Here is a 13416-nt window from a genome sequence, read left to right as displayed (position 1 = left end):
GACTCCGTTCCCCGCGCTTGATCTCAAGTGCACTCGAGACTCTACAGTCACCGGCATGCACGGATCCACGACTCGCGCCGGCTCCTGGTCGGAACTTCTCGGCCGCGAATACCTCGGTACAGCATCGGTTCTCGCCGGCGGAGTTGCCCTCTACGCCACCAACGTGTACCTCACCACGAGCCTGCTGCCGACCGCGGTCGAGGAGATCGGCGGCCACGCCTACTACGCGTGGACGGCGACGGTGTTCCTCATCGCGTCGGTGATCTCCTCGACGGCCGTGGCCCGCCTCCTCGCCGCCCGCGGACCCCGGGGCGCCTACCTCGTGGCGCTCGGGACCTTCGCGGCCGGCACCCTCGTGTGTGCGCTCGCCCCGTCCATGGAGACGCTGCTGGCGGGCCGGGCGGTCCAGGGACTCGGCGGCGGCCTGCTCGCCGGGCTCGGCTACGCCGTTCTGAACAGTGCACTGCCCGAACGCCTCTGGAGCCGCGGCGCGGCGCTCGTATCGGCGATGTGGGGCGTGGGGACCTTTGCGGGACCCGCCGTCGGCGGCGTGTTCGCCCAGTTCCACGCCTGGCGATGGGCGTTCGGCGCGCTAGTGGTCTGCACGCTCGCGGTCGCCGCCGCGGTGCCCTTCACCCTGCCGGCGCACGCCCGCGGATCGCGGGATGCCGGCAGGATTCCGCTCGGTTCGCTCGCCCTGCTCACCGCCGCGGCCCTGGCGGTCAGCGTGGCCGCCGTCGTGACCGGCAGTGCGCCCACGATCACCCTCATCGCGGTCGCGTCCGCTGCCGTGGTCGCGTTCGTCGCCGTCGACCGCCGCAGCCCGCACGGCATCCTGCCCGCGGCGACGTTCACCACCGCCCGGCTGCGCTGGGTGTACCTGACGATCGCAGTGCTGGCGGTCGCCTCGACCGCCGAGACGTTCGTCCCGTTGTTCGGGCAGCGCCTCGCCGGCCTCGCGCCGCTGGCCGCCGGCTTCCTCGGCGCCGCGCTCGCGGTGGGGTGGACGCTCGGCGAGATCCCGAGCGCCTCGGCGTCCGCGCCACGGACCGTGCACCGCATCGTGGTGAGCGCTCCGGTGCTCGTCGGCCTCGGTCTCGCGCTCATGGCGACCGTCGTGCGTGACGAGGCCGGACCGGCTGCGGTCGCGGCGTGGGTCACGGGACTGGTCGTCGCGGGCGCGGGCATCGGCATCGCGTGGCCGCACCTCGCGGTCGGCGCGATGAACGCCGTCGCCGACCCGCGCGAAAGCGGCAGGGCGTCCGCCGCGATCAACACCGTCCAGTTGATCGCGAACGCGTTCGGCGCAGCACTGGCCGGGGTCCTCGTCAACGCGGGACAACCGTCCGACGTGCGCTCGGCGCGGCTCCTGCTGTTCGGGTTCGCGGCCGTGGCGGTGCTCGGCGTGCTCGCCGCGCGCCGCGCGGTTCCGGCCCGCGCGCACCGGCTCCGGTCGGTCCCGGCGGACTCCTCCGCAGCGGAACCCGAACGAATCTGACGCCGCCGCGCGTGTCGTCGCCGTCCGGCGCATCGCCTTCCGTAACATCGCCGGGATCCGGCGAGGAGGAGATGCGCGTGCGAATCCCGGGGAGGTGCGCGGCGGCGATCGCAGCGGGCGTGCTCGCGGCAGGGGCGCCGAGCGCCCACGCGGCGCCACCCGAGGCGGGCGCGCTGCCGGCGCTGACCGTGACGCCGCTGATGGAGGGGCTGAGCAAGCCCTGGGACGTCGTCGCCGCGCCGGACGGGACGATCCTCACCGGAGAACGCAGGGGCCGCTTCGTGGCCCGTGGCCCGGACGGTGACGTCCGCGACGTGCGCGCCGACCTGTCCGACCTGTACGCCGAGGGCGAGACCGGTCTGATGGGACTGGCGCTGGCGCCCGATTTCGGGACGAGCCGGACCCTCTACAGCTGCCAGGGTCATCGCGGCCCGGACGGCACCGACATCCGCGTGCAGTCGTGGACGGTCGATGCCGGATGGACGGAATTGACCCGTGGTGCCACCGTGCTCGCCGGCATTCCGGCCGGACAGGGCGGCCGTCACGGCGGCTGCCGGCTGCTCGCCCACCCCGACGGATCGCTGTACGTCGGCACGGGTGACACCGCCCACCCCCAGGTTCCTCAGGACCGGAACAGCCTGGGCGGCAAGGTGCTCCACATCGATCCCGACGGCACTCCCGCGGCGGGCACCCCCGATCCGAACAGCCCGGTGTTCACTCTCGGCCACCGCAACGTGCAGGGACTGGCGCAGCGTCCCGGCACCGGCGAACTCTATGCGGTCGAGCAGGGCACCGGCCGCGACGACGAGGTGAATCTGCTGCTGCCGGGTGGCAACTACGGCTACCGGCCCGACCGCTTCCCGTTCGTCTACGACGAGTCGGTGCCCATGACCGACCCGGCCCGCGTTCCGGGGGCGATCGGGGCCGTGTGGAGTTCCGGCGCCCCCACCCTCGCGACTCCCGGCGGCACGTTCGTCGCCGGTGCCGGCTGGAACGGGTGGGACGGCGCACTGGTGATCACGAGCCAACAGCAGGAGAAGCTGCTGTTCCTCGAACTCACCGCCGACGGCCGCGCGGTGGACGAGACCGCGACCGCGCTCGAGGGCCGATTCGGCCGGCTGCGGTCGGTGACCGCGCGGCCCGACGGGGCACTGCTCGTCACGACGGACAACGGAAGCGGCGACCGCGTCCTGCTGGTGGAACCTGCCGCCGACTGAGAGGGCGAGACGATGTGCTCACCGACGGTGCTCGACCGGGTGTATCGCGAGATCCAGGACAGCCGAAGCCGATTCGGCCGCCGGTCCTTCCTCGCCGCAGTGGGCGTGACCGCCGCGGGCCTCGCCGCGACGCCCGCCGCACGGGCCGGCGGGAACACCACCCCCGTGCGGGCCGACGCGGTGATCGACCTGACCCACACGCTGACCCCGCAGTTCCCGGTCTGGCCCGGCAACGAGCAGTTCACGATGCGTCCCGTCGCAACGCTCGACACCGGGCGGTTCGCCGTCAACGAGATGTCGCTGTGGGAGCACACCGGCACCCATCTCGATGCCCCGGCCCACATCGTGCGCGGCGGCGCCACCGTCGAGGCGCTGCCGGTGCGCGACTTCGTGGCCCCGCTCGCCGTCGTCGACATCGCCGGCAAGGCCGCGCAGGACGACGACTCCGTGGTCACCGTCGCCGACGTGCGGGCCTGGGAACAGCAGCACGGCCCGATCCCGCCGGGCGCGTTCGTCGCGATGCACTCGGGCTGGGAGGCCCGCCTCGCCGACCCCGCCCGCTTCGTCAACGCCGACGCGCTGCGCATCCCGCACGCGCCGGGATTCGACCGCGACGCCGTGCGGATGCTCGTGCACGAACGGAACGTCGTGGGGCTCGGCGTCGACACCCTCAGCCTCGACCGGGCGAGCAGCAGCGACTTCGGCGCCCACGTGGAGCTGCTCGGCGCGGGCCGCTACGGCATCGAGGCGATGGCGAACCTCGCGGCCGTGCCGCCGCGCGGCGCGACCGTCGTCGTCGGCGCGCCCAAGCACGTCGGCGGCACCGGCGGACCGTGCCGGGTGCTGGCACTGGTCTGATCCGCGCACCCGGCCCGGCGGGTCAGCCGAGGCGACCGGCGTCCGTGCCCGGACCGTCGAGCATCGCCGACCCCAGCAGGTGCTCCGGCACGCCGAGACCCTCGACGAGCGTCGTCACGTGCGGGCGCAGGGTCCGGCAGCGTTCGTTGATGCCGCGTGACACGGCCTTCGCCCGCTCCACCGACAGCTGCCGGTGCTCCATGTACCAGGCCTTGTCCTCGTCGATGACACTCAGCGCGTACAGGTCGCACAGGTCCGACAGCAGCTCGCGGCCCGCCTCGTCGGGACACGAGTCGATGCCCGCGACGAACGCCTCGAGCACGACCCGGTCGATGTGGGCCTGCGCGGCGTGCAGCACGTGGTCCTGCACGAAGTTGAACGCGTCGAACATGTTCTCCTCGCGCTTCGACGCGGCCTGCAGCCGCCGCGCCGCCGTCGAGAGCAGGTACTGCTCCCGGGACTCGAACATCGCCATCTGCGTGCCCCGGTCGAAGAGGCTGCCGTCCTCCTCGTTGTCCTTCCGGGTGTCGACGAGGGTCTGGAGGATCTGCTGCGCGGCGGTGCGCTTCTTGACGATGTCCGACACCGTGACGGCGGCGAACTTCATCCACTCCACCGGGCTCATCCCGCGGACCTCGTCCGCGTAGGCGGTGAGCAGTTCCTTGGCGACGAGCTGGGTCAGCACGTGGTTGTCGCCCTCGAAGGTGGTGAACACGTCGGTGTCCGCCTTCAACGCCGTCAGCCGGTTCTCGGCCATGTATCCGGCGCCGCCGCAGGCCTCGCGGCACTCCTGGATGGCGCGCGTCGCGTGGGCGGTGTTGGCGACCTTCAGTCCGGCGGCGCGGCTCTCGAGCTCACGCTGCTCCTGGGGGTCGACGTCGTCGACGGGCGTGGTCTGGATCCGGTCCATGGTCGAGACCAGCTCGTTCTGCGCGAAGGTCAGCGCGTACGACCTCGCGATGAGCGGCAGCAGGCGGCGCTGATGCACCAGGTAGTCCATCAGCAGCACCTCGTTCTCGTCGCCCGGGGCGCTGAATTGGCGGCGCTGCAACGCGTACCGCGTCGCGATCGACAGCGCGACGCGGGCCGCGGCACCCGCCGAGCCGCCGACGGTGACCCGGCCCCGCACGAGCGTGCCCACCATGGTGAAGAAGCGGCGGTTCGGGTTCTCGATCGCCGAGACGTAGGTCCCGTCGGGCTCGACGTCGGCGTACCGGTTGAGCAGGCTCTCCCGCGGGATCCGCACGTGGTCGAACATGATCCGCCCGTTGTCCACGCCCGGCAGGCCGCCCTTGTGGCCGCAGTCGGAGGTGGTGACGCCGGGCAGGTCGTCGCCGTTCTCGTCGCGGATCGGCACGACGAAGCAGTGCACGCCCTGGGACTTGCCCCCGGTGATCAGTTGCGCGAACACCGCGGCGACCGTCGCGTGCTGCGCCGCGCCGCCGATGTAGTCCTTGCGTGAGGACGGGGTGGGGGAGTGGATCACGAACTCCTCGGTGCCCGGGTCGTACGACGCCGTCGTCTCGAGCGACTGGACGTCGGAGCCGTGACCGGTCTCGGTCATCGCGAAGCAGCCGAGCAGATCGAGGTCGATGAGCGGGCCGAGGTAGCGCTCGTGGTGACGGGTCGTGCCGAGATTCTCGATCGCGCCGCCGAACAGGCCCCACTGCACCCCGGCCTTGACCATCAGCGACAGGTCCGACATGGCGAGCATCTCGATCGACGCCACCGCACCACCGGCGTCGCCGCCCCCGCCCACCGCCTTGGAGAAGCCCGCCCGGGCATAGCCGGATTCGGCGAGCATCCGCATCTGCTTCAGCGTGATCGCCCGGGCCGCGTCCAGGTCCGGCGTGTAGTGCGGGGCGAACTCGGGCCGGTCCAGATCCGCGCGGGCCCGCTCGCGCGCCTGCCGCCACGCGCCGTCCAGGGTGATGCGGATGTGCTCAGCTGTGGTCGTCATGGACTCGACACTAGGACGATTCGGGCCCCTCGTGTGGGTATGTGAGAACGCCGGTATCGGCTGCAGGATGCGCCCAGTCCGTCGGGACGTCCGCGCGCCCGCCTTCCGGACTGACCCGCGTCCCGACGCGGGCCAGCAGGGGGGTCGGAGCGATCGGTCCCGCGAAGAGGGCCTGGCCCAGCCCGAACGTCGTGGCGCGGTGCAGCATCGCCGGCGGGACGTGCGAGAACAGGTGTGCGAGCTCCTCGATGTCGGTGCTGCCGTTCATGCGCATCAGCAACAGGTTGTCGCACTGGGACACGACGTTCGGATGCACCTTCCCGGGGCGCTGCGTGGCGACGAACAGGTGCAGCCCGAACTTGCGGCCCTCGCCGGCGATGAGCACCCCCAGATCCGCGGTGCTCGACGACAACGGGTCCGCCGTGGCCGCCGGCAGGATGTTGTGCGCCTCGTCCACCACCAGGAGCATCGGCAGGCGGCGCCGCCGCAGCATCCACAGCCGGCCCAGCAGGCCGAGCGCCACCGCGGCCCGCTCGCCGGGGGAGTTCAGGCTGCCGAGATCGATCACGAAGCACCGGCCCGCCGTCATGTCGAGTTCGGCGGCCGAGCGTTCGTCCCCCCGGCGCCACAGCTCCCACGCCGCGATCCCCAGGTTGTCGATGCGGGTCGCGAGACGCGCGGTCGCGGGGTCGGCCGCCGCCGCGGACCGCACGTCCGCGACCGAGTAGGGGACGGCGAGGGAGGCGGTGACGCGGCGCAACGCCGAGTACTCGTCGAGGTCGTGCACGGGGTCCAGGCGCAGCAGCAGCGCCTGCGCGACGAGGGGAAGGTCGCTGAGATCCAGGCACAGCAGGTGGTCGGAGTCGGCGCCGCGGGCCCGTACCACCCGCACTCCGGTCGCGGCCTCGCGATGCCGGCGCGCGGCGGGGGAGTCGTCCCCCGGATCCCGCAGCCGGCCGAGCTGCACGTGGTCGGAGTTGGGGTCGAGCACCACGATCGGCAGGGTCGTCGCGGCGAGCAGCCGTTCGAGGACCGCGCCGGTCGTGTACGTCTTGCCGGAGCCGGACTGGCCGCACATGAAGGTGTGCCGGGCGAAGCCCGCCGGGTGCAGCCGCGCCGGCACCGCCGGGGCGTGCAGCATGGTGCCCACGTCGAGGGTGCCGGCGAGCGCGGCGGCGATCGTCGCGGTCTCGGCCTCGGTGGCCGGACGCACATGCCGCTCGGGAAACGGCTCCGTCTCCGGCGTGGCGACGAACCGGCCGTCGCCGAACACCCCCAGGACGGTCGCGGAACCCGCCAGCGTCCGCACCATCGCCCGGCCCCGCACCGACCGCACCGGCAGACCCGGTTCGTCGACGGTGACGTCGACGTCGGCGCCCTCGCGTTCGACGATGCGCACGCTGCGGACCTGCACGGCGAGGCGGCGCCCGTCGTCGAGTTCGACGACCGCGAACCCGCCGACGTCGACACCGACGTCCACCGGTCCGGTGAGAAGTACCTCACGGCCGTCGGCGGACAACGCGGCGGTGACCACCCGGAAGCGGTCCGCGAGGGCGATCCGGACGTCGTCGAACGAGACCATGGTCACATTCCTACCGGAACGACCGCCGTTGCAGGGTCCACGCCTTTTGGTAAATCCCGCGAAACTGGGACACTGGAGGTCGTGACTGCGACCCCCGATGCATCTCGCGCCCGCGACTCCGTTTCCACCGCACTGTTCGACCGGGCGTCGAAGGTGATTCCCGGGGGTGTGAACTCTCCGGTCCGCGCATTCGGATCGGTCGGCGGGACCCCGCGCTTCGTCGCGTCCGCCTCGGGCTACACGCTGACCGACGTGGACGGCAATTCCTATGTCGACCTGGTGTGTTCGTGGGGGCCGATGATCCTCGGCCACGCGCACCCGGCGGTCGTCGACGCGGTGTGCAGCGCCGCCACGACGGGCCTGTCGTTCGGCGCGCCGACGGCCGGTGAGGTGGAACTCGCCGAGGAGATCGTGGGGCGCATCGAGCCCGTCGAGCAGGTCCGGCTCGTCAACTCGGGCACCGAGGCGACGATGAGCGCAGTGCGGCTGGCACGCGGATTCACCGGCCGAACCAAGATCGTCAAATTTGCGGGCTGTTATCACGGTCACGTCGACGCCCTGCTCGCCGACGCCGGCTCCGGCGTCGCCACCTTCGGGCTGCCGACGTCGCCGGGTGTGACCGGTGCGCAGGCCGAGGACACCATCGTCGTGCCGTACAACGACCTCGAGGCGGTGCGCGCGGCGTTCGCGGCCAACCCGGGGAAGATCGCCGCGGTGATCACCGAGGCCGCCGCCGGCAACATGGGCACCGTCCCGCCGCTGCCGGGCTTCAACGCCGGCCTGCGCGAGCTGACCCGCGAGCACGGCGCGCTGCTGATCATGGACGAGGTGATGACCGGGTTCCGGGCGGGACCGGCCGGCTGGTACGGCATCGACGGTGTCGCCGGCGACCTCATGACGTTCGGCAAGGTGATGAGCGGCGGCCTGCCCGCGGCCGCGTTCGGCGGCCGCGCCGACGTCATGGCCCACCTCGCGCCGGCGGGGCCCGTCTACCAGGCCGGCACCCTGTCGGGTAATCCGGTCGCCGTCGCCGCCGGGCTGGCCAGCCTGCGCGCCGCCGACAGCGCCGCCTACGCCGCGCTCGACCGGAACGCCACCACCCTCGGACGGATGATCGGCGAGGCACTCACGGCCGAGGGCGTCGCGCACCGGGTCCAGTTCGCCGGCACGATGCTCAGCGTCTTCTTCACCGAGGATCCGGTGACCGACTACGCGCAGGCCAAGGCCGCGCAGACGTGGCGGTTCCCGGCGTTCTTCCACGCCCTGCTCGACCACGGCGTCTACGCCCCGCCGAGCGCGTTCGAGACGTGGTTCGTCTCCTCCGTGCTCGACGACGACGCGTTCTCCCGCATCGCCGACGCACTGCCGCACGCAGCGAAGGCCGCGGCGGCCGCCACCGTCTGAGCGGGCCCTCCCACGCCACCACACCCGACGCACACTCGAGGAATTCCCACGTGACCGAACCTGCCCCGTCCGAGTCCCGCACCATCGTGCACGTGCTCCGGCACGGCGAGGTGCACAACCCCAGCGGCATCCTCTACGGCCGTCTGCCCGGCTTCCGGCTGTCCGTGACCGGGGAGGCACAGGCCCGGTCGGTGGCCTCGGCGCTCGCCGACCACGACGTCGCGCACATCGTCGCCTCCCCGCTCGAGCGGGCCCAGCAGACCGCCCAGCCGATCGCGGACAAGCACGGCCTGCCGGTGGCGACGGACGACAACCTCATCGAGGCGGGCAACCAGTTCGAGGGCCTGCGGGTCGCCGTCGGCGACGGGGCGTTGAGCCGGCCGCGGCACTGGTGGAAGCTGCGCGACCCCTTCACCCCGTCGTGGGGAGAGCCCTACCTGCAGATCGCGCACCGCATGCTCGCCGCCGTCAACGCCGCCCGCATCGCCGCGGTCGGCCGGGAGGCGGTGTGCGTCAGCCACCAGCTGCCGGTGTGGACGCTGCGCCGCTTCCTCGAGGGCGAGCGGCTGTGGCACAACCCGCAGCACCGTCAGTGCAGCCTCGCATCGCTGACCTCGCTGGTGTACCAGGGCGACACCCTCGTCGACATCGTCTACTCCGAACCGGCCGGGGCTTCGGACCCGACCGTCCACGGCGCATGAGGCGCCGGGCCACGCGACGGGCGGCGCTGGCGGCGGCGGCGCTGGCCTGCGGCCTCACTCTCACGTCGTGCGCCACCGGTGACGACGCCGTCGCCACCGGCGGCACCTTCGACTTCGTCTCGCCCGGGGGCCAGACCCGGATCTTCTACGACCCGCCCACGGACCGCGGCACCCTCGGTGCACTGTCGGGTGAGGACCTGATGAACGAGGGGCAGACCCTCTCGCTCGACGACTACGCCGGCCAGGTGGTGGTGCTCAACGTGTGGGGCCAGTGGTGCGCCCCGTGCCGCAGCGAGGCCGACGACCTCGAGCAGGTCTACGAGGCCACCAAGGATCAGGGCGTGCAGTTCCTCGGCATCAACGTCCGCGACAACCAGCGCGACAAGGCCCAGGATTTCGTCGTCGACAACCGGGTGGGCTACCCGTCGATCTACGACCCGTCGATGCGCTCGCTGCTCGCCCTGGGGGCGAACTACCCGACCTCGGTCGTACCGACCACGGTCGTCCTCGACCGTGACCACCGCGTCGCCGCCGTGTTCCTGACCGAACTGCTCGCGAGCGATCTGCAGCCGGTCGTCGAGCGCGTGGCCGCGGAAAGTCCGTCCGAGCAGTGACATGGGTGGTGCAGTGACATGGGTGGTGCAGTGGCATGGGTGGTGCAGTGGTGAGCAGTGATCCGCTGGTGAGCGAGGCCGTCCTCGCCGCGGGCATCGGGGACACCTTCCAGTCGGTCGCCTCGTCCGGCCCGCTGCTGCTGGCCCTCGGGGCGTGCCTGCTGGCCGGACTCGTGTCCTTCGCATCGCCCTGCGTGGTGCCGCTCGTGCCCGGTTACCTGTCCTATCTGGCCGGTGTCGTGGGTGCCGAGGCCCCCGCGGTGACCGCCGCCGAGGCGCGCGGGCGCACCACCACCGTCCGCGACGACGGGCGCCTGCGCGTCGCCGGGGCCGCCGCGCTGTTCGTCACCGGATTCACGGTCGTGTTCGTCCTCGCCACCGCGTCGGTGTTCGGCGCGATCTCCGTGCTTTCCGTCAACCGCGAGGTGCTGATGCGGATCGGCGGAGTGGTCACCATCGTGATGGGCCTGGTGTTCGTCGGGCTGATCCCGGCGTTGCAACGCGACACCCGCCCTGAACCCCGGCGCATCTCCGGACTGGCAGGCGCGCCGCTGCTCGGCGGCGTCTTCGCCCTCGGGTGGACGCCGTGCCTCGGTCCCACACTCGCCGGGGTGATCTCCCTGGCCGCGGGCACCGAGGGCACCACCGCCGCGCGGGGCGTCGCGTTGATCGTGGCGTACTGCCTCGGCCTCGGGCTGCCCTTCGTCGTTCTCGCGCTGGGCTCGGCGCGGGCCCTGCGCGGGGTGGGCTGGCTGCGTGCCCACGCCCGCACCGTCCAACTCGTCGGCGGCTTCATGCTCGTGGCCGTCGGAATCGCCCTCGTCACCGGCGCCTGGGACGTGTTCGTCTCCTGGATCCGGGACGCCTTTATTTCCGAGGTCACGATGCCAATATGACGGCCACCGACACCCCCACCGCCCCAACGTCGCCGACCCCGCCGCCGCGGCAGGGCCCGGCCGGTCGCGCCGCGGCGTTCGTCCGCAACACCTGGCGCGGCCTGACGTCGATGCGCACCGCGCTGGTGCTGCTGTTCCTGCTCGCGCTGGCGGCGATCCCCGGCGCGCTGCTGCCGCAGCGCAGCCTCAATTCCGGCAAGGTCGACGAGTACATCGCCGCGCGCCCGACCCTCGGGCCGCTCCTGGACCGGCTCGAGTTGTTCGACGTGTTCGGCAGCTTCTGGTTCACCGCGATCTACGTGCTGCTGTTCGTCTCCCTGATCGGCTGCATCCTGCCGCGCTGCACGGAGTACTACCGGGCGCTGCGCACCCGGCCCGTGCCGGCGCCGCGCAACCTGTCGCGGCTGCCGCACCACCTCGAGACCACGGTCGACGCCTCGCCCGAGGAGGTGCTCGCCCGGGTGCGCGGTCAGCTGCGGGGCTGGCGCATCGCCGAGCGCGGCGTGGAGACGACCGCGGGGCGCGGCGCGCGCGACGGCGAGCTCACGCTCTCCGCGGAGAAGGGGTACCTGCGCGAGGCCGGCAACCTGCTGTTCCACCTCGCGCTGGTGGGTCTGCTCGCCGCGGTCGCGGTGGGCAAGCTGTTCGGCTACGAGGGCCAGCGCATCCTGGTCGCCAACGGTGAGGAGTTCTGCACGAGCTCGCCGGCGGCGTTCGACTCGTTCCGCGCGGGCAACACCCTCGACGGCACGGGCCTGACTCCGATGTGCATCCGCGTGAAGGACTTCTCCGCGGACTATCTCGACAACGGGCAGGCCGAGATGTTCACCTCGAACATCGACTACCAGGCGGGGGCCGACCTGGCGACGAACACCTGGCGCGACGCGCAGCTGCGGGTCAACCACCCGCTGCGGGTCGGTAGCGACCGCGTCTACCTGCAGGGCCACGGCTTCGCGCCGTCCTTCACGGTGACGTGGCCCGACGGCGAGACCCGCACCGAGACGCTGCAGTGGCGGCCCGACGACGCGACCACCTTCCTCAGCAGCGGCGCGATGCGGTTCGACCCGCCGGGCGGGATGTACCCGGATCCCGACGAGCGGCGGCGCAACCAGATCGCGATAGAGGGCCTGTTCGCGCCCACCGCGGTGTTCCACGGCAACCTGTTGTCCTCCGGTTACCCGGCGCTGACCGATCCCGCCGTCGCGATCGACATCTACAAGGGCGACACGGGTCTCGACACCGGCACCCCGCAGTCGCTGTTCTCCCTCAACGGTGAGCTGATCAACCAGGGCCGGCTGGTCAAGCAGGACCGGGTGAACCTGTTCGCGGGGGAGAGCGTGACGCTCCCCGACGGGACACAGATCCGCTTCGACGGCGCGACCGATTTCGTGAACCTGCAGGTCTCGCACGACCCGGCGCAGACCTGGGTGCTGGTTTCGGCGATCACGATGATGGTGGGGCTACTGGTGTCGTTGCTGATCAAGCGCCGCCGGATCTGGGTGCGGGCCTACCCGGCCGGTACAGTGGCCGACGGGGAACGACGTACCGTAGTAGAACTCGGTGGTCTCGCCCGGACCGACCAGGCCGGATGGGGTGACGAGTTCGAGCGTCTGACCGGCCGATTGCTCGGCGACGACACGACCGCACGTGCGAAGGCAGCACAGGAGAAGAAGGCATGACCCTCAACGAGACCCTCGCGCAGTACAGCGACTGGGCATTCGAATCGGCGTTCGCGGTGCTGGTGCTCGCGCTGGTGTTGCTGATCGCCGAGTACGCCTCGCACCGGGCCGATCTCGTCGCCGAGCGTGAGCGCACGCTCGTCGCCGTCGGCGCGGCCGGCGAGCCGCCCTCGGCGCCGGACGGTCCGGGCCGGGTGGAGGAGCCGCGGGGCCGGACGCTGTCCGAGCGTCTCGGCAACATGGGGCGCGCGCTCGTCGTCGTGGTGGCCGCCCTGCAGGTCACGTCGATCGTGCTGCGCGGGCTGTCCACCGAGCGCTTCCCGCTCGGCAACATGTACGAGTTCGTGTCGATGGCGTGCGCCGCGGCGGTGCTGTTCGGCCTGGTGGTGCTGCGCCGGCCGGCCTACCGGATCATGTGGGTCTACCTTCTCGTGCCGGTGCTGATCCTGATGTTCCTCGCGGCGACCGTGCTGTACGCCGACGCCGCGCCCGTCGTGCCCGCCCTGCAGTCGTTCTGGCTGCCCATCCATGTGACCATCATCAGCGTCGGCAGCGGCATCTTCCTGGTCTCCGGCGTCGCCAGCCTGCTGTTCCTGCTGCGCATCCGGTTCCCGAAGGGCGAGGAGGGTCGCGGCGTGTTCGGCCGGATCGCCGAGCGCCTGCCGGACGCGCAGACCCTGGACCGTCTCGCGTACCGCACCACCATCATCGGGTTCCCGCTGTTCGGTGCCGGCATCATCCTCGGCGCGATCTGGGCCGAGGCCGCCTGGGGCCGGTTCTGGGGCTGGGATCCCAAGGAGACCGTCTCGTTCATCACCTGGGTGATGTACGCGGCGTACCTGCACGCCCGCGCGACGTCGGGCTGGCGCAACACGCGCGCGGCCTGGATCAACGTCGCCGGCTTCGTCGCCATGCTGTTCAACCTCTTCATCATCAACATGGTCGTCTCCGGTCTGCACTCGTACGCCGGCCTGACCTGATCTGTTATCGTCCGCGTCGGCCGGGCC

11 protein-coding genes are annotated in these 13416 nt (G+C 71.9%); 9 read left to right on the top strand and 2 right to left on the bottom strand.

Annotated elements, in window-relative coordinates:
* Window positions 1–55: 55 nt before the first annotated feature.
* The 3 genes from HFP48_RS19805 (at window position 56) to HFP48_RS19795 (ending at window position 3573) form a co-directional block, all read left to right on the top strand.
* A complete protein-coding gene (locus tag HFP48_RS19805; protein ID WP_050035618.1) occupies window positions 56–1498 on the top strand; it encodes an MFS transporter in 1443 nt (480 codons plus the stop codon).
* Window positions 1499–1569: 71 nt separating this feature from the next.
* Window positions 1570–2715, top strand: a complete 1146-nt coding sequence (locus HFP48_RS19800) for a PQQ-dependent sugar dehydrogenase (protein WP_168579906.1) — start codon at window positions 1570–1572, stop codon at window positions 2713–2715.
* Window positions 2716–2727: 12 nt separating this feature from the next.
* Window positions 2728–3573, top strand: a complete 846-nt coding sequence (locus tag HFP48_RS19795) for a cyclase family protein (RefSeq protein ID WP_168579905.1) — start codon at window positions 2728–2730, stop codon at window positions 3571–3573.
* Window positions 3574–3595: 22 nt separating this feature from the next.
* Here HFP48_RS19795 and HFP48_RS19790 read toward each other — a convergent pair whose 3' ends face one another.
* Together HFP48_RS19790 and HFP48_RS19785 are read right to left on the bottom strand one after the other, a co-directional pair.
* Window positions 3596–5533 (bottom strand): acyl-CoA dehydrogenase, encoded by a 1938-nt coding sequence (locus HFP48_RS19790; protein ID WP_168579904.1) that lies wholly within the window; start codon window positions 5531–5533, stop codon window positions 3596–3598.
* Between the two features lie 10 nt (window positions 5534–5543).
* Window positions 5544–7115 (bottom strand): ATP-binding protein, encoded by a 1572-nt coding sequence (locus tag HFP48_RS19785; RefSeq protein WP_168579903.1) that lies wholly within the window; start codon window positions 7113–7115, stop codon window positions 5544–5546.
* 81 nt (window positions 7116–7196) lie between these two features.
* Between HFP48_RS19785 and hemL the strand changes: the two genes are divergently transcribed.
* From hemL to ccsB, 6 genes are read left to right on the top strand one after another with little or no spacing between them, the layout of a single operon-like run.
* Window positions 7197–8519 carry a glutamate-1-semialdehyde 2,1-aminomutase gene (gene hemL / locus HFP48_RS19780; protein ID WP_168579902.1) on the top strand — a complete coding sequence of 441 codons (1323 nt, stop codon included), beginning with the start codon at window positions 7197–7199 and terminating at the stop codon, window positions 8517–8519.
* 50 nt (window positions 8520–8569) lie between these two features.
* Entirely contained in the window at window positions 8570–9220 is a 651-nt protein-coding gene (locus HFP48_RS19775; RefSeq protein WP_006935931.1) for a histidine phosphatase family protein, read from the top strand.
* Window positions 9217–9834 (top strand): TlpA disulfide reductase family protein, encoded by a 618-nt coding sequence (locus HFP48_RS19770; protein WP_006935930.1) that lies wholly within the window; start codon window positions 9217–9219, stop codon window positions 9832–9834. The genes HFP48_RS19775 and HFP48_RS19770 overlap by 4 nt, the downstream gene beginning before the upstream one ends.
* Window positions 9835–9869: 35 nt before the next feature.
* Entirely contained in the window at window positions 9870–10730 is an 861-nt protein-coding gene (locus HFP48_RS19765; RefSeq protein WP_168579901.1) for a cytochrome c biogenesis CcdA family protein, read from the top strand.
* On the top strand, window positions 10727–12409 hold the full coding sequence (locus HFP48_RS19760; RefSeq protein ID WP_168579900.1) for a cytochrome c biogenesis protein ResB: 1683 nt from the start codon (window positions 10727–10729) through the stop codon (window positions 12407–12409). The genes HFP48_RS19765 and HFP48_RS19760 overlap by 4 nt, the downstream gene beginning before the upstream one ends.
* Entirely contained in the window at window positions 12406–13389 is a 984-nt protein-coding gene (ccsB, locus tag HFP48_RS19755) for a c-type cytochrome biogenesis protein CcsB (protein WP_029545125.1), read from the top strand. Before HFP48_RS19760 ends, ccsB begins: the two co-directional genes overlap by 4 nt.
* Window positions 13390–13416: the final 27 nt, after the last annotated feature.

Source organism: Rhodococcus sp. DMU1, from assembly GCF_012272955.1.
Lineage (GTDB): Bacteria > Actinomycetota > Actinomycetes > Mycobacteriales > Mycobacteriaceae > Rhodococcus > Rhodococcus aetherivorans.
This window is presented reverse-complemented; position numbering and strand designations above follow the sequence as displayed.

What these genes read in the sequence shown, in the direction of transcription:
- HFP48_RS19765 (WP_168579901.1), top strand. Translation starts at nt 9,870, where the DNA reads ATGGGTGGTGCAGTGGTGAGCAGTGATCCGCTGGTGAGCGAGGCCGTC.
- HFP48_RS19785 (WP_168579903.1), bottom strand. Translation starts at nt 7,115, where the DNA reads ATGGTCTCGTTCGACGACGTCCGGATCGCCCTCGCGGACCGCTTCCGG.
- ccsB (WP_029545125.1), top strand. Translation starts at nt 12,406, where the DNA reads ATGACCCTCAACGAGACCCTCGCGCAGTACAGCGACTGGGCATTCGAA.
- HFP48_RS19805 (WP_050035618.1), top strand. Translation starts at nt 56, where the DNA reads ATGCACGGATCCACGACTCGCGCCGGCTCCTGGTCGGAACTTCTCGGC.
- HFP48_RS19790 (WP_168579904.1), bottom strand. Translation starts at nt 5,533, where the DNA reads ATGACGACCACAGCTGAGCACATCCGCATCACCCTGGACGGCGCGTGG.
- HFP48_RS19760 (WP_168579900.1), top strand. Translation starts at nt 10,727, where the DNA reads ATGACGGCCACCGACACCCCCACCGCCCCAACGTCGCCGACCCCGCCG.
- HFP48_RS19770 (WP_006935930.1), top strand. Translation starts at nt 9,217, where the DNA reads ATGAGGCGCCGGGCCACGCGACGGGCGGCGCTGGCGGCGGCGGCGCTG.
- HFP48_RS19800 (WP_168579906.1), top strand. Translation starts at nt 1,570, where the DNA reads ATGCGCGTGCGAATCCCGGGGAGGTGCGCGGCGGCGATCGCAGCGGGC.
- HFP48_RS19795 (WP_168579905.1), top strand. Translation starts at nt 2,728, where the DNA reads ATGTGCTCACCGACGGTGCTCGACCGGGTGTATCGCGAGATCCAGGAC.